17 protein-coding genes are annotated in these 22,765 nt (G+C 48.6%); 1 reads left to right on the top strand and 16 read right to left on the bottom strand.

Going from position 1 to position 22,765, the window contains the following annotated elements; genetic code table 11:
• Positions 1 to 17: 17 nt before the first annotated feature.
• From MKX74_RS10205 to MKX74_RS10190, 4 genes are all read right to left on the bottom strand, one after another.
• A complete protein-coding gene (locus MKX74_RS10205) occupies positions 18 to 1,763 on the bottom strand; it encodes a sensor histidine kinase (RefSeq protein ID WP_341180553.1) in 1,746 nt (581 codons plus the stop codon).
• The gene (locus MKX74_RS10200) at positions 1,753 to 3,522 is read right to left on the bottom strand and encodes a response regulator transcription factor (protein WP_341178266.1); all 1,770 of its coding nucleotides are present in this window, start codon (positions 3,520 to 3,522) and stop codon (positions 1,753 to 1,755) included. Before MKX74_RS10200 ends, MKX74_RS10205 begins: the two co-directional genes overlap by 11 nt.
• A gap of 494 nt (positions 3,523 to 4,016) precedes the next feature.
• Positions 4,017 to 4,835 carry a Nif3-like dinuclear metal center hexameric protein gene (locus MKX74_RS10195; RefSeq protein WP_341178265.1) on the bottom strand — a complete coding sequence of 273 codons (819 nt, stop codon included), beginning with the start codon at positions 4,833 to 4,835 and terminating at the stop codon, positions 4,017 to 4,019.
• Between the two features lie 36 nt (positions 4,836 to 4,871).
• Positions 4,872 to 8,405 carry a glycoside hydrolase family 2 TIM barrel-domain containing protein gene (locus tag MKX74_RS10190; RefSeq protein ID WP_341178264.1) on the bottom strand — a complete coding sequence of 1,178 codons (3,534 nt, stop codon included), beginning with the start codon at positions 8,403 to 8,405 and terminating at the stop codon, positions 4,872 to 4,874.
• 361 nt (positions 8,406 to 8,766) lie between these two features.
• On the opposite strand from MKX74_RS10190, the gene MKX74_RS10185 reads away from it, so the two are divergent.
• The gene (locus tag MKX74_RS10185) at positions 8,767 to 10,347 is read left to right on the top strand and encodes a choice-of-anchor I domain-containing protein (protein ID WP_341178263.1); all 1,581 of its coding nucleotides are present in this window, start codon (positions 8,767 to 8,769) and stop codon (positions 10,345 to 10,347) included.
• Between the two features lie 109 nt (positions 10,348 to 10,456).
• Here the strand turns inward: MKX74_RS10185 and MKX74_RS10180 are convergent, their stop codons facing one another.
• From MKX74_RS10180 to MKX74_RS10125, 12 genes are all read right to left on the bottom strand, one after another.
• A complete protein-coding gene (locus tag MKX74_RS10180; protein ID WP_018883335.1) occupies positions 10,457 to 10,951 on the bottom strand; it encodes a YajQ family cyclic di-GMP-binding protein in 495 nt (164 codons plus the stop codon).
• Positions 10,952 to 11,116: 165 nt separating this feature from the next.
• The gene (locus MKX74_RS10175) at positions 11,117 to 11,281 is read right to left on the bottom strand and encodes a hypothetical protein (protein ID WP_166653173.1); all 165 of its coding nucleotides are present in this window, start codon (positions 11,279 to 11,281) and stop codon (positions 11,117 to 11,119) included.
• Positions 11,282 to 11,435: 154 nt separating this feature from the next.
• On the bottom strand, positions 11,436 to 12,443 hold the full coding sequence (locus MKX74_RS10170; RefSeq protein WP_341178262.1) for a RodZ family helix-turn-helix domain-containing protein: 1,008 nt from the start codon (positions 12,441 to 12,443) through the stop codon (positions 11,436 to 11,438).
• Between the two features lie 29 nt (positions 12,444 to 12,472).
• Positions 12,473 to 13,219, bottom strand: coding sequence for a DUF3388 domain-containing protein (locus tag MKX74_RS10165; RefSeq protein ID WP_033412136.1), 747 nt, complete (start codon positions 13,217 to 13,219; stop codon positions 12,473 to 12,475).
• Positions 13,220 to 13,524: 305 nt separating this feature from the next.
• Positions 13,525 to 13,779, bottom strand: a complete 255-nt coding sequence (locus tag MKX74_RS10160) for a DUF3243 domain-containing protein (RefSeq protein ID WP_018883339.1) — start codon at positions 13,777 to 13,779, stop codon at positions 13,525 to 13,527.
• Between the two features lie 117 nt (positions 13,780 to 13,896).
• On the bottom strand, positions 13,897 to 14,625 hold the full coding sequence (gene ymfI, locus MKX74_RS10155; RefSeq protein ID WP_081625214.1) for an elongation factor P 5-aminopentanone reductase: 729 nt from the start codon (positions 14,623 to 14,625) through the stop codon (positions 13,897 to 13,899).
• A gap of 43 nt (positions 14,626 to 14,668) precedes the next feature.
• Positions 14,669 to 15,946 (bottom strand): EF-P 5-aminopentanol modification-associated protein YfmH, encoded by a 1,278-nt coding sequence (yfmH, locus tag MKX74_RS10150; RefSeq protein ID WP_341178261.1) that lies wholly within the window; start codon positions 15,944 to 15,946, stop codon positions 14,669 to 14,671.
• Positions 15,947 to 15,948: 2 nt separating this feature from the next.
• Positions 15,949 to 17,229 carry an EF-P 5-aminopentanol modification-associated protein YfmF gene (gene yfmF / locus MKX74_RS10145; protein WP_341178260.1) on the bottom strand — a complete coding sequence of 427 codons (1,281 nt, stop codon included), beginning with the start codon at positions 17,227 to 17,229 and terminating at the stop codon, positions 15,949 to 15,951.
• A 199-nt stretch (positions 17,230 to 17,428) separates the two neighbouring features.
• The gene (gene sleB / locus MKX74_RS10140) at positions 17,429 to 18,223 is read right to left on the bottom strand and encodes a spore cortex-lytic enzyme (RefSeq protein ID WP_018883343.1); all 795 of its coding nucleotides are present in this window, start codon (positions 18,221 to 18,223) and stop codon (positions 17,429 to 17,431) included.
• Between the two features lie 390 nt (positions 18,224 to 18,613).
• A complete protein-coding gene (locus MKX74_RS10135) occupies positions 18,614 to 21,346 on the bottom strand; it encodes an FtsK/SpoIIIE family DNA translocase (RefSeq protein WP_341178259.1) in 2,733 nt (910 codons plus the stop codon).
• A 107-nt stretch (positions 21,347 to 21,453) separates the two neighbouring features.
• On the bottom strand, positions 21,454 to 21,666 hold the full coding sequence (locus tag MKX74_RS10130) for a YlzJ-like family protein (protein ID WP_018883345.1): 213 nt from the start codon (positions 21,664 to 21,666) through the stop codon (positions 21,454 to 21,456).
• A complete protein-coding gene (locus tag MKX74_RS10125; protein WP_341178258.1) occupies positions 21,663 to 22,505 on the bottom strand; it encodes a ClpP family protease in 843 nt (280 codons plus the stop codon). Before MKX74_RS10125 ends, MKX74_RS10130 begins: the two co-directional genes overlap by 4 nt.
• Positions 22,506 to 22,765 lie beyond the last annotated feature (260 nt).

Raw genomic sequence — 22,765 nt, 5'->3', positions numbered from 1 at the left:
TACTGGCCAAATTAAGCCTACACAAGCTTCAAAGGAATAGAAAGCTGGATGCGTGTTCCCTCCCCAAGCGAGCTATCCATCTGGAATTGAAATTCTGTGCCGTAATACAACTTCAGACGATAGATGACATTCTGAATTCCGATCCGCTCCCCCATCTGCGTTTCTGAATCCATATAGCTATAGATTCGCTCTACCTGCTCCCGTGGCATCCCGGCTCCATCATCCTGAATGATGCAGATCAGATGATCCTGCTCACGCTTCACAAGTACACGAAGGCTGCCGCCAAGCTTCAGCGGCTCAATACCGTGTATGACGGCATTCTCTACGAATGTAACGATGGACATCTTGGGGATTAGCCACTCTCCTTCTTCTACAGGGGAATCGACCGAATATTTAATCTTCTCACCGAACCGGTAGCATTGAATTTCAAGGAAGCAGTGTACAAAGCCAAGCTCCTCCTTGAGCGTGACCATATCCTTCTTCCACACTAACGAATTGCGCAGCAGCTTCGCGAGATGATGAATGATTCGTGCGGTCTCATCCTCATCCTTCATCAGGCTTCTCATCCGGATCGTCTCCAGCGTATTGAACAGAAAATGCGGATGGATCTGGCTCTGCAGAGCATTCAACTGGGCATGCCTCCGCTGTAGCTCCAGATCCTTTTTCTGAATATCAGCCACATATACGTCGTTAATCAAGCTCTCGATCCGCCTTGTCATCCGGTTGAACTCATCGGTCAACTGCCCGATCTCATCTCGCGCCTCCGCTCCTTCAATCGTAGCGTAATTCTGATGCTTGACCTGCTTCATATGCTTGAGAATTCGTACTAGCCGTACATTGAGCGATTGACTAATCCAGAGGATGACCATTGTTGGCAGCAAGAAATTCAGACACGTAAGCACCACAATGAATCTGAGCGACTGCTGGACATCACGTAGAACTACATTTTCGGGAATATGAGCTACCAGGGTCCAGGTATTCAGATTATTCGTGCTGAAGGGCTGTGTCTGGAAGGTGATGTATTTCTCGTCATGCGTGATGTGACTATATAGAATACTTGACTTCAGTACATCCACATTCGGGTCCGTTGTATATTCGACCTTGCCGCTGCTGCCTAGCAAATAGATTTTGCCAGGAATATTGAGATTGCTCAGAATCTGTCGGATAGCATTGGTCTGCATGTCGATCTTGAGGTATTTAACATGATGATCCTGAGAAGTAAAGTAGTCCATTCTGCGCACAACACTGAAGCTGTCCAATTGCCCGAATTGGCCTGTTCGCAAGACCACCGGCTGGGAGGAGGGGTTCTGTGATACTTGTTGGTACCAGCTTTCCTGCTGTACATCGTAGTCAATCAAGTTGATCCCTCCCGAAGGAAGCAATGTGGGATTATCAACATACACCGTAATCTTCTCAACTGAGTTGTATACCGCACTGCCCGAGTTAAGGATACGACGCAGATATGAATCATAAGCTGCGACATAGTTAGCAGGATCTTCATAGACGGTATCCACAATTTCGTTCAGTTGAATATCGGTGTAGAACACAGATGAAACCTCCGTAGCAGCTTGTACCTCGCGACTGAACTCATTTTTCATTTGCTCCAGTGCCACCCGCACATCCTGCATTCGTTGCTCTCTAACACTGGTGGAGGTGACCTGATAGAATACCAGATTGGTAATCAGGATGGGCAGGAAAACAGCCAGAAAATACATCAGGAGCATTTTATCGCGAAGGCGAACGTGATTCAGACTAAGCTTCATCATGCTGTCCCTTCCGCAAGGTGCTTGCCATGTTGCTATCTATGGTGCCAATAGCGTTACCGGCCTGATTATCGTTAGCAACGTTATTAGCATTAATAGACTCATTGGTCTCATTGGTCTCATTGATTTTATTAGTCTCATCAGCATGATCCCTCATCCTGGCCTGGGCTAATCCAGTCTCATTCAGCAAGCGAATACGATACTCGGTCGGTGTAGAACGCTCCATCTTTTCGAATTGGGTCACAAAATAATCCGGATTGGCAAAACCCACGTGCCCCGCAATCTCATAAATACGAAGATCCGTCTGACGCAACAGGCGTTTGGCTTCACTCACACGTAGCTGCAGTAAAAAGTCATTGAAATAGATGCCATATGTTTTTTTAAACAGCTGCCCGAGATAGACTGGATTCATATAGAACTTCGCTGCAATGCTCTTGAGACTAATATTATGATGAAAATGGGTCTCGATATAGGCTCTGATCTGCCCAATACCGCCCTTCTGCTGCTCACGGCGAAGCTGAGCAATATAGTGCGCGCTCTCTACAGCAAATGCCGTAAATAGCCGCTTCAGCTCTCTCAAGGACAGATTATGGTCATGCCAGATCATCATCGCTTCAAGACTGGCTAGCTGGTCCTGCTGTCCACCCATCCGATTCAGAACTCGCACGACACCAAGCACACATTGGTTAATGGCGGTCTTCACCGCTTCAGGCGCGTACAGCTTGCTCTGGAATGAGTGAAACAGTTCATGAATTGTCTGCTCCAGCTCCTCAAATTGTAGCTCCTCGATCTGCTCTAGAAGCTTCGTATACAGACTCTCCTCCAGACCAATATAGTGCAGCTCCAACTTGACAGTGTCCTCGAAGATGACAATACCACACTCATCATAGACATACTTGTACTGCAAGGCTTCCTTCACAGAAGCATAGGCTTGCTGCATTTTATCCAATCCTTGGACGGGCTTACTGAAGTACAACAGTACTCTTCTTTGCTCTCCACTCAGAAGATGCTGCACCTGAACTGCAAAAGCCTGCAGATGTCCATCCATCGACATAATCATCCGCTCAGGTACGATAACTCCGATCCGATTACGATGCTCATGCAAATATAACGGATGGTCGCTCCCTATGACCTCTCGTAGTGCCAGCTCGACCTGCGTTTTGAGCGCCTCTCCATCCGATTTGTCCTCCACACTGGGACGAATGAAGTCATGATCATTCAGCTCCACAAAAAGATAATAAAGCCGCTCACTGGGTTGTAGCTGCAGTCTGGATTCCCATTCCCGCAGCAGTACACTATCCACCTCTCCCATAATGAGGGATTCCATCAGACTTCCTGACAGAAGCTGATTCGTTCGGTGGCGGGCCTCGCGCTCTTCTGCCAGCCGCTTGCTCAGACGAATAAGAGCATCGCTCAGTTCGGCTTCATCGATGGGCTTCAATATGAAATCATGCACACCAAAACGTACAGCTTGCTTGGCATAATTGAATTCATCATATCCGCTTACGATCATAAAATAGGGATTGGCCGTTCCTTGCGACTTGACCCGCTTGATTAGCTCCAGACCATCCAGCACTGGCATACGAATATCCGTGATGACCACATCTGGCTGTAGACGCTCAATGATTTCCAGTGCATCCTCTCCATTGTCCGCCTCTTCCACGATTTCAAACCCGCAGGCCGTCCAATCCACCAGCTTCAGTAGTCCTTTGCGCGTGAATACCTCATCATCCACCAAGATCACCCGGTTCAAATGCACGGTATACCCCTCTTCCCTCATCCTTATAGTCGTTTACCTCGATAGGCAAACGCTTTCATTCCTAATTCTTTATTCTATCTACATAAAAGTCAACATATCTCAGATGCAAATCATTTAGTATATTGAGTATGAGTAGCATGAGTATGTGTAGCATGAGTATGTGTAGCATGAGTATGTGTAGCATGGGTACGTGTAGCATGGGTACGTGTAGCATGGGTACGTGTAACATTGGTATGTATATGCTGGAGCAATCTTCAACTATTCTTCCAATGGAGCCTATTGAATCTATGAAATGAATTACAGCAACCACAACAACAGCTAAAAACCATCCAGGACTTTTTGACTCCAGGACAGCTTTTAGCTTTTTTAGCTTTTAGCCGTTAGCCTTTGAATACAATCTCATCTGCTGGCCCTGTTACGCTCGCACAGCTTCATTACAGGTCACTTGTAGCACGATATCCCTGGTTGCACTTATACAGCGCAGCTTCACTTGGCTATACCACCTGAATGCTATAACCTGACGGTATATAATGGACCGAGACATCCGGAAAGTCATCTTGCAGCCCTCTAGCAATCGCTGCCATTCCTGGCTCCTCACTGACGGCGTGCCCTAGTAGGAACAGGACCTTCCCGATGCCCTGAGCAATACTGTCTCCAACATACTCCGGTGTCTCCCATTCGGGACCTTCACCGATCATGAGCAGCTCCACCCCCTCATCCTGAAAAAGTGGAATCGCATGTGTCCCACCACCTCTATATCCCACAGTAATGCCGATACGTCGGCAGAGGGACTGATGATCGCCAATATACCGAAGATATGGTAAATGCAGCTTTTTCTTGATCAGATTCGCTATCACTGCTACTGGTAATGCTTCAGGTAACAGCACGATCGTTGAGGTCGACATCGCCGAGATGACATAGGCTTCCCAATCGAGAGCCGTTACCAAGCTATGCGTTATGATATCAGGGCTATATCGATGTGGAGCATCGTGATGACGATAAATAACAATCCCCGACGAATGGATCAACTCCTGCTTGGCTTTGTATACGGGATCTCCAATCAGTTCAGCCGAAGCCTGTATTCGATGACTATAATAGATACCTTCGTGTGTAATCAACAGATTGGCATCAAGCTCCAAAGCTCGTTGTATAACGTCATGAGATGCACAAAAGGTAACCGCTATTCCCCTTACGAATGTATCTGGTGTACCAGCCAGCAATCCATCTACGTTCTGATCCTGTTGTGCCAGTCCTTCCCATCCTGCAGTCGGCTCTGCTAGTCGTTGAATGACGTCCTGAACCGTAAGCCTCATGTGCAGCCTCCCTCACCTTTACGATTGCGTGTAAATCTATACCGAATCTCTTCCTGCGGAGCGGCGGAATTGGAACCAGCCGAAGTCAAACTGACTGCCAGGCAAAAAGAGAAAGGTGACCTTCTGCATGCCCCGAATCGGCTCCAGATGAAACATCCGTTCTGTGTAATCATCTGATTGATGGAACTCCACCAATTGACGATGCTCCTGATTCCCATCATGAAAGCGCAGATGTAATGTATTCTTATCAATCGAAGATCGGCCAAAGAGAATAAGCTGGTCTGCTCCCTCCTCCTGAAAATCCATATGCAAATATTCCAAGGAAACATTATTGCCTATGCCCTCAATAAAATCACCTGTGACTGTAAAGGTATCGCCATAGATGTGATCACTAGCGGCTGCCGTATGGCGTGCAAAAGCCCGATTGATTGGTTCGAAGGAGAAGCCCTTGATATGGACCTTCTCCTGCAATACGAAGCAGACCGACGTAATTCCCCGCAGCGGCTGGGACAGCACATATGTCTCCTCCTGATACACGTTCCAGCGTGATTCCTTTTGATAGATGACATCGGCCAGCATCGTGCTGCCCGCTTCACCAGGCATACCCTCCCATATTTGCAATGCATAAGGATCACTTGACAGAGCAAAGATGGGGATCGTGATCGTATCTGCTCCGAGCGAACCGAAATCCAGCTCATGGAAGCCAACCTGTGTCTCTCCGTCGCGGCTAGTCGCAACCCCCTTCTCGTTGCCATTGCTGAGGTCGCCTTGGCTATAATCGTACAGTCCTGCAGAAATGAATTCATAGGGATTCTTGAAAGCGGGTCCCAATCCTGTCCCCGTGAATTCCAGCTGTGACATAAGCCTGATGTGCTCTGTCCCATTACGACTAGTACAACGTACGCGGAAATCCCCATCTCCGATTGCGATAACAGTCGCACTATTCCCCGCCGGGACGATACGAGCCATATTAGACACAATTCCGGCTTCATTGACGACAGACCATTCCAATTCAGGATAGGTGGCATGTGGGGGATGAAGCTCGGCGCGGACGATCACCGCACGAGTCATTGGATCAAGCTGCTGCCCTCCCTCGCTGATCAGCTCGATTTTACGAACAGGAATTTCATCCTTGCAGCCCGTCACGATTGGCAGATCTTCATTTCGCTCTTGCGCGTCGATTCTATCTAGCTCGCCTGAATCGACAGCTGCTACGGTGTCCAGCAGTATAGACGCAGTAGGCAAGCCTGGTGATGATACACGAAGCTGAATTGACCCAGCTTGTAGAGTTGATCCTATGATCGCCATTACCTTGCCGCTGAACAGCCGTCTGCTCCTTCCTTTATAAGGGTCATAGTCTGTACTATCCCCATTGTCCAGTCCCAGCAGCCGACCTGCCCCTGTTACCTCTACGTGGATGCGATTGTTGGCATTTTCTACAATACGTCCGTTCCTATCTTCCATGGCAATCTCAACAAAGATCAGATCGGTACCGTTAGCCAACATCGACTTAGAATCAGCATGCAAGACAATACGTTCAGGATCTCCGAAGGAAGCTCTTATGTCTGTAGCAAGTACACGCCCGTTGTCGTCATATGCAATAGCCACCAGTTCTCCCGGTTCATATGGAATCTTCCACCAGCCGAGCAGCTCATGTCCATGAGTATGGTCAATGTAGTGGATACCCAAGCTTCTTCCGTTCAGACGCAGCTCGACCTTAGGTGCATTGGTGCAAACACGTACATCGATCATCTGACCGGGATTGAAATCCCAGTAAGGAAGCAGGTGAACCATGGGGTTCGTACGATAATCCGTCCATGCAGCTTGATAAATAAAGTAGGCATCCTTCTTGAAAGTAGCTGTATCCAGCTGTCCGAAATAGGAGCTCTTCGTATGGTATGGGGTAGGTTCGCCAATGTAATCGAAGCCTGTCCATATGAATTGGCCCAGCGAGAAGGGAGTGTCCCGCTCAGCCAGAATGCAAGCCTCGGCTGACCTAGCTCCCCAACTTGTAGGGCTGTTGCCCAGCGAAGAGCACTGTCTGTCGTCATCCGTAAGAATGGATTGCTCATACGGGAAATGATACACCCCTCTACTGGATACGACGGAAGCCGTCTCACTGCCATAGATGATCCAGTCGGGATATTGTAGATGATGGGCAACATAATATTTATCGCCATAGTTATAGCCAGCGACTTTGACAAGATCAGCACATTTGCGGGCATTCTCCCAGGGCATATAATTCGACCCAATCGTTACGCTTGCATTTTGCCGTGGATCATGCTGCTGCACATACTCCATCAGTCGGAGTGTAATCGCCTGTCCTCGCTCATCCGCATGCGTATCATAGATTTCATTGCCGATGCTCCACAGCATCAGACTCGGATGGTTACGGTCTCGACGAATCCAGCTCCTGACATCCCGTTCTGCCCACTCCCCGAAGAATCTGGCGTAGTCATAAGGTGTCTTCGGACGCTCCCACATATCGAAGGCCTCCGACACGACGAGCAGGCCCAGTTCATCCGTCAGCTCCATAAGCTCCTTGGCTGGCATGTTATGTGCGGTCCGGATAGCATTCGCCCCCATCTCCTTCAGCAACCGCAGTCTTCTTAGCAGCGCCGCCTTATTGAAGGCTGCCCCCAGAGCACCCAGATCATGATGCTCGCATACACCATTCAGCTTCATTCGCTTCCCATTGAGCAAGAGTCCCTGCTCAGGATCAAGCACGATATCACGAAAGCCGATAGATTGGCTAATCGTCTCCAGCAGCTCTAGGTCAGAGGTCGCTCCCTGCGTCATAACCTCGGCCTGACCAGCATGTAACTGCCCGTTAATCGCCTGAGAAGGCAACCTGTGAATTGTAGTGATAAGCTGATACAAATGCGGTGTATCCGGGCTCCACAGTAATGGGCATTGTACCTGCATGGTTAGCTGGCTGGTAATGACTGGACTGGTCTGTGTATCTATCAGCTCGCGTTGCCCGATAGGATTTTGTATAGCTGCAACCACCTGTCCGGCCTGCCAGAGCGTATGCGTCAGTTGAACGGCATGACTCAGCCTGAGCTCTGTCTCTATGTTCAATTGCCAGAACAGGTCCTCCTGCTTGGTAGACACATAGATGCCATCCGTTACGATGTGGCTTGGCCCTCTGGTCTTCAGCCAGACGTTGCGATATATGCCTGCACCCGAATACCAGCGGCTATTAGGCGCCTGATGTACGACTTTGACTACAAGCTCGTTGTCCCCTTGTACGAGTGCATCCGAGATCACATGCTCAAATGCCGAATAGCCATATTTCCACTCCCCTACAACCTTACCGTTGACGTATACATGTGAGTCCATATAGACCCCATCGAAGCACAGAACGAGCTCTTGCCCATCCCAGTCCGGGCTCCATGATATTACCTTGCGATACCAGCCAACGCTGTCCTCGTAGAGCTCTTGGGTATTGTAGATGAGCCAATCATGGGGAATGTCTACCTGTTCGAAATTCAATGCATTCCAATCGGTTATACCCAGACTGCTCTTGGCGAATGTCCAGCCTTCGTTGAAGCGTACCTTGCTGTTCACAGTGCATACTCACATCCTATGTTTAGTATTCAGACTAAAATAGAGAACTATGACTATTCTCAAGCAAAGAGTTTTGATCCTTCTACTATATCACGACATTTGGTAAAAGATGTATTTATATGGCAAGTTCTATATTTCTCAAAGGATTATCTTTATGCACCGTCTGTAAAAACCGTCTCGGATCATATCATCTCCTGCATTTGTGATTACACATTCGTCTACTTGGAATAATTTTCATGCATTGATTTACACAAATCTCGACTTACGTTTACTTTGCAATTACGAACTCTTTCTATACTAAAGCAGATATACGGCCATGAGCTAGAATAAGGACCTGATCATGAAAGGGGAATCTGTTACGTTGAACAAGAAAAAAAACTGGCTCGCCGTGCTCTCCACGGCGGCAATCCTAGCTGGTGGAGTAACAAGTAATCCTCTATCCACGCATGCAGCAGATGCCACAGAGGCTATGCAGCTACGCACTGTTATCCAGAATATGCAAGGGAAAGTACAATGGAATCCTCGTAGCAAGCAGGTGGATATCCGAGCTGATGGGCTGAATGCCAGCCTTGAAGTGGGATCTGGCAAAGCCACGATTAACGGCAGCTCTGTGAGCCTTGACAGCAGCACTTACTTGGCTAATGGCAAGACCTATATTTCCGGCAATACGTTCTCTCTCTTGCAAGACGCTGTGTTGAAAGCCCAGAACAAAACTGGATTCGAGCTGGCAGCTTCCTTCCAGATGCCAGGGAATAAAGCGGAGATTGCTGCCTCCACACCCGATGGCAACCGCCTGCTCGTAACCGAAGCGGATCTGGGAAGCATCAGCGTGCTGGATATCTCAGATCTGAAGCAGGTTCGTGTCTTGAAGACCATCAGCTTCCATGAGTTGTCTCCCGCTGCAGAGGTAACCAGTGTCACCGTCTCCAAGGACGGACAGTATGGACTTGCTGTGCTTCGTACTGGAGACACGGATCTTAACGCCAACAAGGGCTTGCTCGCTTTCGTAGATCTCTCTACGTATACTACAGTCAAGACCTATGAGCTTGGGATCGGCCCCGACTCCATCGCACTCTCACCAGATGGAAAGCAAGCTGTAATTGCGATCGAGGATGAAGAGCTTAATAAGGAAGCAGATGAGATCGACTACGCAAATGCTAAGAGACCTGGCAGCATTATGATCGTGAGTTTCCCAGACGGCGATGTCCTGCAAGGTGAGGTCACGGATATTCCTGTCTCGCTTGCTGAAGTGCCTGGAGCCATTTATCCGCATGATCCCCAGCCGGAGTATGTAGCGATTAGCCCAGACAGCACAACGGCTGCTGTGACTCTCCAGGAGAATAATGTAATTGCCCTGGTCGATTTACGTACCAAGCAGCTCAGCCATGTCTTTTCATTGGGGACGACCTCGCATCCAGCAGATCTAGAGGATGGTGGCGTCGTAGACTTCACTGATGCGCTGACTGCACGCTATGAACCGGATGGCATTGCCTTTACGGCAGATGGCCAGTATGTACTGACCGCGAACGAAGGCGATCTCGGGAAGAATGAATTTAAGGATGGAGTCAAGGCGGGCGGACGCAACATTGCCGTCTGGAATTTGCAAGGCCAACGTATATACGACAGCCAGAACCTCATTGATGAGGCCACCGCCAAAGTAGGACTGTATCCGGATGATCGCAGTCCGAACAAGGGCAGTGAGGTTGAGAATGTAACCATTGCTGACGTAGACGGCGTGGCGATAGCTGCAGTAGCCTCAGAACGAGCAGATGCTATTTTGTTCTTCAATCTGAACAACCCAGCTGAGCCGAGCTATATGGGTCTCATCCCGACTGCAGGTGAATCACCGGAAGGCATCCATAAGATACAAGGGCGAAGCGTGTTCGTTAGTGCAGATGAAAGCACCGGAACCTTGAGCTTCTTTGCCAAATGGGACTTCTAGGACAACAGAGTTGAATTCATATCTATAGTAAGTATCACTATTAAAAAATACACCCTTTGGAGTAAGCTGAGCCACTTTGCCTGCTTGATTCCAAAGGGTGTATTTATCATCATTTGAAATTCGTAAATTGCAGATCCAACGACAGATGCTCAGCTCCTCGCAATAGCTGCATGACCGATTGAAGATCATCTCTGCTTTTGCCTGTCACACGAATCTGATCGCCCTGAATCTGGCTCTTAACCTTGAGCTTCGAATCACGAATAAGGATATTGATCTTCTTGGCATTCTCCTGGTCAACACCTTGCTTGAAGCTTAGCTTCTGGCGAACCGTCCCCATAGAAGCAGGTTCAATCTTTCCATAATCGATGTTCTTCACTGCCAATCCGCGCTTGATCATCTTCGACTTCAGAATATCCAGCACAGCATTCAGCTTATAATCATCATCCGAAGTGATAACCAATGCATCCTTCTCCAGGCTAAGATCGCTCTTGCTGCCTTTAAAATCAAAGCGAGTCTCGATCTCACGTTCCGTCTGATGAACAGCGTTCGTCAGTTCCTGCATCTCCATTTTACTAACGATATCAAAAGAGTGTTCAGAAGCCATATGTATCATCCTTTCCAACCATTTCAATTGTATTATATGTAAAAAAGGAAGCCCTGTCTAATCTGGCAATGACCTGCACTTGGCCAACCACACGAAAAAGGTATTCTGGCAATGAACCAGAATACCTTTTGCTATGCACTTATCCAACTCGTACATACGCTTGCCTTAGGAACGGCTTTCGATGGGACGTCTGAACATATCCAATATCCCGAGCACGATATGTGCCAGACCAAAGCCTAAAATGCCATATCCCCAGGCATTTGGTGTCAGATAATAACCTAATAGGCTGACGATAATACCCAGTCCTGTTACGATCCAGCTAACGGTCAAGCTGATGCACCTCCTTCAGTCGGAGTCTAATTACTGCCTGTCTGTAGACAGTCATAGTATCTCCGGGAGGCACTGGCTATATGCGTGAACTACTGCGCATCCTTGATCCTTCAACAAAGATCAAATTCGGCCATGATCCTAAAGCTTCTTTTCCTTAATTGTTGGAACCGGAAGCATCATCTTCAGAATCAGCGCTCACGTCTGTCGTGGAATTGGAGTTCGAGTTGGCGGCTGAATCATCCATCACGAGACGAATGCGAGTTGTCGCTTTTCCATCCGTGATCGGCTGTCCAGCAACCGTGATTGCTGTGGCCGCGGAGTAGCCTGACTTGATATACATACCCTCAGAACTCAGATCCCAAGAGAAGGAATCACCGCTTGCCGTATTGCCGTATTCCAGCTTCTCGCCCCGCGAATTCTCTCCCTTGTATACTTCGAGCCAGCTATGGCCAGTTGCATTAATTTCAACCTTCACTGGAGCACCAGCTGCACCAGATACCTTAAAGATCGTCGTACTCCCAGCCTTGCCATCCTCAGTTACAGTAACTCCTGTTGGAGTTGAGGTTTCTGGCTCATCATCATTTGGAGTAGAGGACCCATCCTCTGCACCTGTACCGCCTCCAGGCTCATTCGTATCCCCAGGCGTCGTTCCTTGCCCCGGCTCAGTGCTACCACCATTTTGCTCAGGTGTAGAGGTAGATGGAGTCTGCTCTGTAGGAGGAGGGTTTTGTTCCGTTACAGGCGTAGTTGGCGGCTCCTCTGCATTATTCTTGCCGAGTGAATTAACATACCCATAGATCAGCACCACGATCAGAATCGGGAAAAGCCATAACAATATGGAAGACAGACGTTTAATGCTTCTTTCACTTCCATTTGAACGATTGGAGCGCTTCTGCATCACTGGCTCCATCACAGTTTCCGGCTCGCTGGCAGGGACATCCTTCTTATGACCTTCCATCAGCTCATCAGGGTTCAGACCTACCGTCTCCGCATAGGTCTTAATGAAAGCCCGCACATAAAAGGTCCCTGGCAATACCTTGTAATCTCCAGCCTCGATCGCTTCGAGGTACCTTTTACGAATTTTGGTCATTTCCTGGACATCATCCAGGCTCAACCCTTTTTGCAGCCGGGCCTCTCTAAGTTGTTGACCCAGTTCAGACATGCCATCATCTCCTCGTTCATTACGCAATATTATAGATCATCCGTATAGCTTGTAGTAAATGTATCGTAAATGATTTCCTCATTCGGATTGTTCCGCAACTCAATAATAATATCAAAATCATCGAAGCTATAACCGGATTCACGCACAAAAATGTCCGGATGCTCAATAACCTTCGTACTGCGCATACTCATAATCTCCTGCAGGAGATTGTAATGCTTCTCATTAGAACGGATTGTGCTTACAATGCCATCAATGATAAACACATTGTTGGGATTCATCTCTTCCTCAGAAAGCTGACTTCTTACGGTCTGGCGGAGCAAGGTAGAGGATACGAAAGTCCACCGCTTCATGGCACAGACGCTGCTTGCAATAATGGATTCGGTCTTGCCTACTCTCGGCATGCCACGTAGCCCGATAACCTGATTGCCATCCCTTTTAAATACTTCACCCAAAAAGTCGACCAATAACCCAAGCTCATCGCGAGTAAAACGAAAAGTCTTGCGATCATCCGAATCACGATCAATGTATCGACCATGGCGTACTGCGAGAATATCCACCAGCTTCGGCGGGCGAAAGGCTGTAATCGTAATGTTGTTAGCCTTTTGCAGCATTTCTCCCAGAATTCGGATCTTCTCATCATCATCGGATTCCAGCAACATACCTCTACGCTGACCTTCCACCCCATTGATGGTGATAATGTTCACCTCGAGCATCCCTAGCATGGAAGCAATATCCCCGAGCAGCCCCGGGCGATTTTTATGTATTTTATATTCCATATACCATTGCTTGGTTTCCGTCACATTGACACCTCATTCAAACCTATATTCTAACACATATCGACATCAAATATCGAATTTCGTCATAGAAAACCTATTCCTTAGTCTCCACGGACAAAAGAGTCAAGTTTATGATATATAAAAAAGATTCAAAAAACAAGAACAGTCGTGTAACTATTAAAGACAGCCTCCTCCTGCTGCCGTCTGTTTCAAGCCTGCTAGACGCTTACATGCCCAAAGCATGTACATTTAGGCAGAAAAGCCCCCTTACAGGGAGCTTTATCTGCAATTACTGCTACTTCGGCTTAAGCGTTCAGCTTGGCAAGCTTCACCATGCATCTGGCAATGGTGTGACGCTCATCCTCGTCCGCAACCTCCCACAGCTCCTTCAAGGCACGGTTGGAATAGTTGGACGGGTCTACCTTTTCATCCAGGAACTCACCGATTTCAAAAGCAAGCTCGGCAATCGTGTCCTGACTGATCCCCATTTTCTCGGCCTGTTCTACACGTTGGCCAAGGAACTTCTTCCAGCTATCAAAATTTTTGAGTACTGACGACATTTCGGATTCCTCCTTACAGGCAGTTATAATTGGGATGGACAATTGTAATATGCGCTGTCGGCCCGTTCTCTATACTGCCTGAAGCTCAAAAATCCTCGAACTTGTGATGAAATCATGTCAGGTCAGCCAGCCACCATTAGGGCTGATTATCTGACCATTGATGTATCCCGATTCAGGCAGAGCCAGAAAGTACACAAGTGATGATATCTCGTCTGGTGTAGCAAGACGCCCGGCAGGGATCTCTTCCTCCAGCTCGCTTAATTCCTCGTGGCTCAGATGCTCCAGCATAGAGGTATCGACTGCTCCCGGTGCAACAGCGTTGACCGTCACGCCAGAGCGCGCAGTCTCCTTGGCCAGCGCTTTGGTGAACGCGTTGACCGCTCCCTTCGTGGCGGAATACAGCACCTCACAAGAGGCACCCGTCAGTCCCCAGATGGAGGATACATTGATAATACGCCCGTATTTCTGACGGATCATGTGCGGGAGGAACGTCTGTGTACATAGAAATATACTTTTTACATTCACCGCCATCACGCGGTCCCACTCCTGCTCGGATATGTCTTGCAGCATACCATAATGCGATATTCCCGCATTGTTCACCACGATATCCGGCTTCATGGCGTGGTTCTCCAGCTTCTCATACATACGCTTGATCTGCTCATGATTGCACAGATCGGCAGCTACAGTCATCGCTTGCCCTGGATAGGTCATACAACGACGAGCTACTTCATTCGCCGCTTCATGGGAATTGCGATAATGAATAACGACCTTCATGCCAACCGAGGCGAATCGTTCCGCTATGGCTGCACCAATCCCCCGGCTTGCGCCCGTGACGAGAACCGTCATGGATGCTAATGCTTTCTGCTCAGCTCCGGTCTCCCTCTCCACGTTAAGGACTCACCACCAGAGATACTGCCATTTGATTCCAATCCAGATGCTCCTGCAGTCTGCGATTGACGTCCTCTAAGGTAATACTCTCATAGACCGGCAGCACCTCAAATAGATCGCTACCTCGGAAACGATGTCTGGTGAATTCGTGCGCAATATTTTCGGGCGAATTCAGCATGCGTAAATATCCGCCAATTCTCTTTTTCCGGGCACGTTCAAAATGAGCCTCCTCGAAGCCTTTTGGCTTGATCGCCTCGACTTCCTCGCGGATACGAGCCAATAGCTGGTCAGGGTCCTTCGTATCGCCACCAATCGCCGAGAAAGCATACTGAGGAGAGCTGTTATACTCATGTCCGAAGCTATCCGAGATTAAGCCCTCATCATACAGTTTCTGATATAACTGTGTACTGGTGCCAAAGAGCATATCCAGCATCAGCTTGCTCTCCAGATCATGTCGGAGCAGCGCCTCGCCTGTCAGGCCAAGACGGGTCTCCTTGAATCCGAACAAGCACTTGGGCAAAGAAACTGCCAGCTTCATTTCCTTGCGCGGATTTGCCACCGTAGACGGTTCCGGCTCGAACAGACGCTCAATCTCGCCTTGCGGCTCGTAGGTTTTGGCGTTCTGATTGTTTCGTACAAGCTCGAATACTTTCTCAGGCTCCACACCACCTACTACGAACAACAGCATGTTGCTCGGGTGATAGAAGGCATGATAGCATTCGTAGAGCGTTTCCTTCGTAATCGTTTGAATCGACTCCACCGTACCCGCAATATCGATATGCACCGGATGCTTCGAGTACAATGCCTCAATCAGTCCAAAGTAGCTTCGCCAGTCCGGATTATCATTGTACATATTGATTTCCTGACTGATGATGCCCTTCTCCTTGTTGACATTCTCATCGGTAAAATAAGGATGCTGAACGAAATTAACGAGGGTCTCGAGATTATCATAGATGCGCTCTGTCGCTGAGAACAGATACACGGTCTGATCAAAGCTTGTAAATGCATTCGCGGATGCCCCGTTGGAGGAGAACGTAGCGAAGATATCACCCTCAGGCTCCTCGAACATTTTGTGCTCCAGGAAGTGGGCAATGCCGTCCGGGACCTGATGCTCTTGCCCTTTTACTCGAAAATGATTATCCACGGAGCCATATTTTGTCGCAAACGTTGCGAATGTCTTCTGAAAACCTGGCTTGGGCAGCACATATACCTGAAGTCCGTTATCCATGACCTCATGATACAGCGTCTCCTGCAAATGCTCGTAAGGTATGCTCTGCACGTCTATTCCTCCTTCTGGTCTCGCAAAAAGTAAATGGTGTCCAGATGAAACGTGTCAGCCGCATTCTGCACGTCCTGCACGGTAACAGCCTCGATCTGTGCCAGTAGCTCATCAACAGAGCGATCCTTGCCCGACAACTGTCTGTTGAAATCATACGATATCATCTCAAAGGCGGAATCCTGAGTTTCCTTCAGCAGGTTGCGGATCATCGCCTTCGTCTGTGACATCTCAAGTTCACTGATATTGCCACTACGCATATCATCCAGCTGCTGACGAATAATCTTGACTGCTTGCTCGTAATTAGGAATCTCAATTCCGGACTGAATCGTACCAATACCTTTGTGGCCATCATATCGCGATGATGCATAGTAGGCCAGACTTGCCCGTTCGCGCACATTTACAAACAGCTTCGAATGGGGATAACCACCGAGCACGCCATTATACATCAAGGCAGAGGCATAACGAGGATCATCGTATGTGATGCCTGTGCGGAAGCCCATGTTCAGCTTGCCCTGATTCACATCAAGGCGTTCAACGACGGTCTGCACCTCGCGTGTAGCGGCACGCGATGATTCCTTCCGGTAGTCTGGTGCAGCAGAGCGATCCATCTGGAAGTAGCGATCGACTAACGACTCCACCTCTTCAAGACTCGTATCCCCTACAACGTAGAGATCCAGACTGGCTTGCCCCAGCCATTGCTGATAACTGTTGTACAGGCTACTCGCATCTATATTATCGAGATCCTTACGTTGTCCAAGGGGATGCAGTCGATACGGCTCTTCCTTGCACATTTCTTCAAGGCAGCGCTCGCCAGCATAGCGTATCTTATCGTTCACGATCGCTTCGAGCTTCTTGCGAACTGTCTCCTTCTCCTGCTGTACATACGACGAACGGAAGGCTCCGTTCTCCAGCACAGGGCTGGTAAACACTTCTCCAAGGAAGGCCAGGGAGCGATCCAGCAGACTTTCACTGCTGCTGACAAAGCTGTCATTTATCGCGTCCATTCGAAGCTGCACGATCTGATAATCGCCCCGCTTGTAAATGTCAAAGCCGAAGCCCGTGCCATACAGCTGTTCGAGCTGTTCCCTGAATTGAATGGTCTCCGGATAGCTTGAGGTTCCGCGGCGAAGCACGAAAGGCGTTACCGCCACACTAGTTACCGTGTCCTCTGTGAGAGGTACACCGGCGTACAAGGATATAGCAAAAGTCTTGAAACGTGTCGTTGGTAACACATGAATGCGCAGTTGCCTGCGGCTGCCTCGCTCAAAACTCGTCTTAGTCAAGTTCAAAACCCCTTTGCAGCATCAATTTCATTTCAGTAAATATTGGCAACATCTATCTCTTTATTGTAAACGATGAAAATGACAAGAAGCAACCGAAGACAGGCCCCGGTTGCTCATGTCAGGATTACATGGGCGTGGATTGTTCACTTTCAACGCATGTGAGGGCATTGGCTAGCATCTAGACTGAAGCACTTCTAAGCTACATACAGAAAATATGCTGCCCGATCGTCTTCACCTGCGGACGGGTCCAAATCCATTTGGAAGTCGCTGTCCGTGGGTTAAAGTAGTACAAGCATCCTCCAGATGGGTCCCAGCCATTCAATGCCTGCTGTACCGCCTTACGTGCCTGCTCGTTGGGCTCCAGCCAGATTTGTCCGTCTGCAACAGCCGTGAAGGCTCCTGGCTGAAAGATTACACCTGATGACGTATTAGGGAAGCTTGGTGACTTGACGCGATTCAAAATAACGGCTGCTACTGCTACCTGTCCCTCGAATGGTTCTCCGCGAGCCTCGCCATACACGGCGTTTGCCATAATCTTAAGATCATTTTCGGATAGCCCCATTGTATTCCCGGAACTAATTGAATCTGCTCCCTTATCAGCCGCTTGTCCTCCTGCCCCTGCATTCGCATTGTTTTTCTTATGCAAGGGTGTCTCGGTTGGCTTCCAGTGCTTGGTCGCGTTCACCAGCTTCAGCTTCGTTTTTGCACCAACCACTCCATCTGCTTTCATGCCAAATTCACCTTGAAACCATTTGACAGAGTTCAACGTTTTGCTGCCAAACTGACTATCTACTTTACCGTGATAAAAGCCCAAAAGCTTAAGGCGGCTCTGTAGCTCATAGACATCCTGGCCATAGGAACCAAAATTGATGCTCTGTGAGCTGAATGTAGGAGCAGCAGGCTGTAACTGTTCGGTCTCAGAAGCACTTACCTTGCTTGAGCTGGCGCCTTGCTTATCGACAATCCCTGCGTAGATGGCTGTAGATATCACCATTGCACAAGCGCATATCCAAAGTGTCAGTTTTCTCATAAGCTGTGATCTACCTTTCTGTGGTGGAATGAACAGGATAGCTACGCTTATTATGACAAGCTAACAGAAATGCTATTCATTGCTTCTCTCTTCGGGCAATTCCTTGCGAAAGTTCAGGAAATACAACAAGAAAACGCCTATCGACGTACTTTCACAGAAGAGAGACCGCCTTTAGTTGAAGTTTTTTTTGCAATATTTGAATTGCCTCGCTTCGCTAAAAACGTATAATTTCGATTATCAAAAAACAGCGTCTCTCCAAAAAGGAAAGCCGCTGTTTATGTTATTTCAAATAAGTTAAATTCGACGTTCAGACGTTCAACAATGCATATGTCTTAAATCTCATGTCTATGTGATTCAGGAGCTAATCTTGTTCTGCTGATATTGCTCCAGTGAAATTAGTACCTCACGCGGCTTGCTTCCCTCATAGGGACCAATCACACCACGTGCCTCCATGGAGTCAATTAGTCGTGCTGCACGCGTATAGCCAATTCTCATACGTCGCTGCAGCAGCGAGACGGAGGCTTGCTTGGCTTCGAGAATGATGTTTACGGCCTGCTCATACAGCTCGTCCACAATCTCCTCACCCTCCATAGATGATTCCTCAACTTCAGGAACGATAGATTCGTCGTATTCAGCTTCAGCCTGATCTCGTACATAGCTGACAATGTTCTCTACCTCCTGATCACTCAGGAATGCGCCCTGAACACGGACAGGCTTAGAGGCTCCCATCGGCATGAACAGCATATCACCACGCCCGAGCAGCTTCTCGGCTCCACCCATATCCAAGATGGTCCGTGAATCGACCTGTGAGGAGACACCGAACGCGATCCGTGAAGGAATATTGGCCTTAATAACACCAGTGATGACGTCGACAGATGGACGCTGTGTAGCAATAATCAAGTGAATGCCTGCCGCACGGGCCATCTGCGCAAGACGAGCAATAGCATCCTCTACATCTCCAGCCGCTACCATCATCAGATCAGCAAGCTCATCCACGATAACTACGATATATGGAAGCACTGCCGCCGGGTTATCACGCATCAGTTGATTATAGCCCTCAACGTTCCTCGTTCCCGATTTGGAGAATAGCTCATAGCGTTTCTCCATTTCCACAACAATCTTCTTAAGAGCAAGTGATGCACGCTTGGGATCGGTAACCACTGGCGCCATCAAATGAGGGATTCCATTGTATACGTTCAGCTCCACCATCTTCGGATCGACCATGAGGAACTTGACCTCATCAGGCTTGGCCTTATACAGAATGCTGGTAATAATACCATTAATACAGACGGATTTACCCGAGCCTGTCGCACCAGCTACCAACAAATGGGGCATCTTCGCGAGGTTGCCTACAATCGTCTGTCCGGCAATATCCCGCCCAAATGCAATCGATAGCTTCGACTCGGCTTCCCTGAACACGTTCGTTTCCATAACCTCACGCATTGTAACAACCGAGACCTCGCTATTAGGCACCTCAATACCAATAGCTGATTTCCCCGGAATCGGTGCCTCCATCCGAATATCCTTGGCAGCCAATGCCAGGGCAATATCATCGGTCAAGTTCACGATTCGACTAACCTTCACACCGATATCCGGTTGGATCTCATAGCGTGTCACCGCTGGGCCTCGAACTACCTCCAGTACCTTGGCTCGTACACCAAAGCTCTCAAGCGTAGCTTCGAGCTTGCGTGCCGTCTGCATATAATCATTCTGATCACCCGCATTGCCTGCCCCTGCTGGTCGATCAAGGAGCTTTAATGGAGGCAATCGGTAAGGCTTGGGCTGCGGCTGTTGGTCAACTACCGTTGTCCCTGTTGCCGTTGCCCCATTCGCTGCACCTTCCTCTGACTGAGTAACCGTCTCAGAAGCTAATTGCTCTTCTGGCAGTGGCAGCTCCTCGTCCCCAAATTCCTCATCGAGTGGGTGCTGAATCATGCCATCCTGAGCAGACGCATTACCTACATGTGCTTGGCTATCCGTAATTGCCACGGTACTATCCAACGTGTTATCCATGTTACTATACGGCTCTCTCTCTAAATCAGACAGCGGGGCATGACTACCCGGCTGGTTCAGCGAACGCCCCGCATAGCTATCCTCCTGAAGATCCTCATCAAGAGGGTCTTCCTCACTTCGTACCTGCTCGAAGAAATTGCGGATAATTGGGGAACTACTTGGCTGCTGAGCATTCTTGCTATTCTCAGACTCTTCAACTACCTCCGGCATATCATCTCGCCCTGCTACATATATATCCTCATCTGTAGAATCAGTAGCATCCGACTTGTCTTCTGCAGGTGCTGTCTTGTTGCCGAACAGCTGAAAGAATAGCGGCTGACGCTTCTTCGGCATTTCAAGCTCTTCAAAATCTTCCTCCAGATCGTCATAATCCGGGATGGGCTCCGCCTTGATTTTTCCGTTAGCTGCACGCGCGCGAGTGGCGGCAAGGGGACCTTGCCGCTCATTCCACTTGTGCTGCAATGCTCCCCCTACCTTGCCCATGCGAGTCCGTACGAACTTCGCCAGATCCACATAGGAAAGCTGTGTTATTAGCATGAAGGAAATGACGAACATCACCAGCATCACCAGCTTTGCGCCAGTCAAGCCGAACAACCATAGCAGGAGTGTCAGTTGAAGAGCCCCAACGTACCCTCCGCTAATCTCTTTATTGAGCATTGAGCCATCATCTGCTGGCCTTGGAGCAAGCAGCTCCGTATTCATATCCGTATGTATTTGACTCATCACATTTCCAGGCTCAAGCGCCTGAATCGGTCCCAGACGCTGTTCCATGGACGAGATTGCACTCATCAGCGTGAGAGCACACACCAGCAGAACCACACCACTTCTTCTTGTGTTCCATTGATGAGGCCACTTTCGATTAATCATGACCATAAGTCCGACAAAAATGCCGATGAGAGGGATCACAAAATAGAATTTGCCGAGCACCAAACCGAACATTTTGGACAGAGAGCGGCCTACAGCGGCTTCTCCGGATAATGCTATTACAGATAAGGTAATCAGCACGATACCATAGATTTCATACTTGAGTACACTGCCTAATATGGATTTCTTTTTCTTACGTCTTCTGGCCATCCGTTTCACCCCTCCAGAAGCATATTATAGCATGACTGGCATGTATCCGCACATATGTTCTTTTCTGATACTTTTCGACAGAACCGTATGCCTGGATTAATCACCGTCTATGTCCACTCGATTTCGCTCCCAGGCGCATACATGGGGTTCAGGTAAGCTTCTAGCGGACAGTCCAGCAGGCGGACGATCGTTCCACTACGGGGCCCTGTAGAGCGAACCTGCATCAGTAGCCCCCCAACACGAATATCCTGGTACTGTCCCGTATCCTTCCATAGCCCTTCCCAGATCAATTCAGGTGGCATCACGGTGTAGAGCGTCATTGTGGAAATCCTCCTCCGTGCGGGGCTGACAATGGATTAGGAGAACTCCCCACCTGCTGAGTTGAAGCCCCACTCGAAGTTTGCAGCGATTGCAACGATTGCATTTGCTGGCGCCGGATTTCACGACGTTCCTCAATCATGCTATTCAGTTTCGCCAGCGCTTCACCAATCCCGCCCACCTGATCCATCAATCCGTATTTGACTGCTTCTGCGCCGCCAACAGCCGTGCCTATATCCCGATTCAGCTCCCCAGTCTTGAACATAAGCTCCTTAAATTGCTCTTCTGTAATTCTGGAATGTGCCATTACGAAGCGTACGACTCTCTCCTGCATTTTCTCCATATACTCAAAGGTCTGCGGAACCCCGATTACAAGCCCGTTCATTCGAACAGGGTGAATCGTCATTGTTGCACTTTCCGCAATAAATGAATACGAAGCCGAGACCGCAATAGGTACTCCAATACTATGCCCACCTCCAATAACTACCGTAACCGTAGGCTTAGTCAGAGAAGCAATCATTTCGGCGATCGCAAGACCCGCCTCTACATCTCCACCTACCGTATTCAGTAGAATCATGAGGCCCTCGATTTTTGGATTTTGCTCAGCTGCAACAAGTTGGGGAATCATGTGCTCATACTTGGTCGTCTTGTTCTGTGGCGGCAATATATAATGACCCTCGATCTGACCTATGATCGTCATACAGAATACGTTGGACTCTGCGGCTGGCAACGCTGTCTGCCCGAGCTGTTGAAGGCTCTCAAGTACAGGATTCCGCTTCGGCTCCTCCTCTCGTGGTGCTTGCTCCTCATTTCCCTCAGATGAACCATGTACCTGATACATATAATCTTCCTTTCTTAACCAGTTCTATGATAACAATTCACTTCTAGTATGAGGTTCGGATGGAAGAATTTATACATACACTAAGATGAAATCAAACAAAAATGTCAGTAGTGGACGAAAGACGCTCATCACATTTGCTACCTTTCTATGTAGGCTGTCATCCCCTGTCCAGAGGACACCTTTCACAAAAAAAAGCCTTTCCACGGGAAGAAACCGTCCATATTTCTTCCGGGAAAGGCGACTGTGTGCCAGATATTTGA

It is taken from the genome of Paenibacillus sp. FSL K6-1230 (assembly GCF_038002385.1).
Classification (GTDB): Bacteria; Bacillota; Bacilli; order Paenibacillales; family Paenibacillaceae; genus Paenibacillus; species Paenibacillus massiliensis.
Note: the sequence above shows the minus strand (reverse complement) of the source record. Positions and strands in the feature narration are given on the sequence as shown.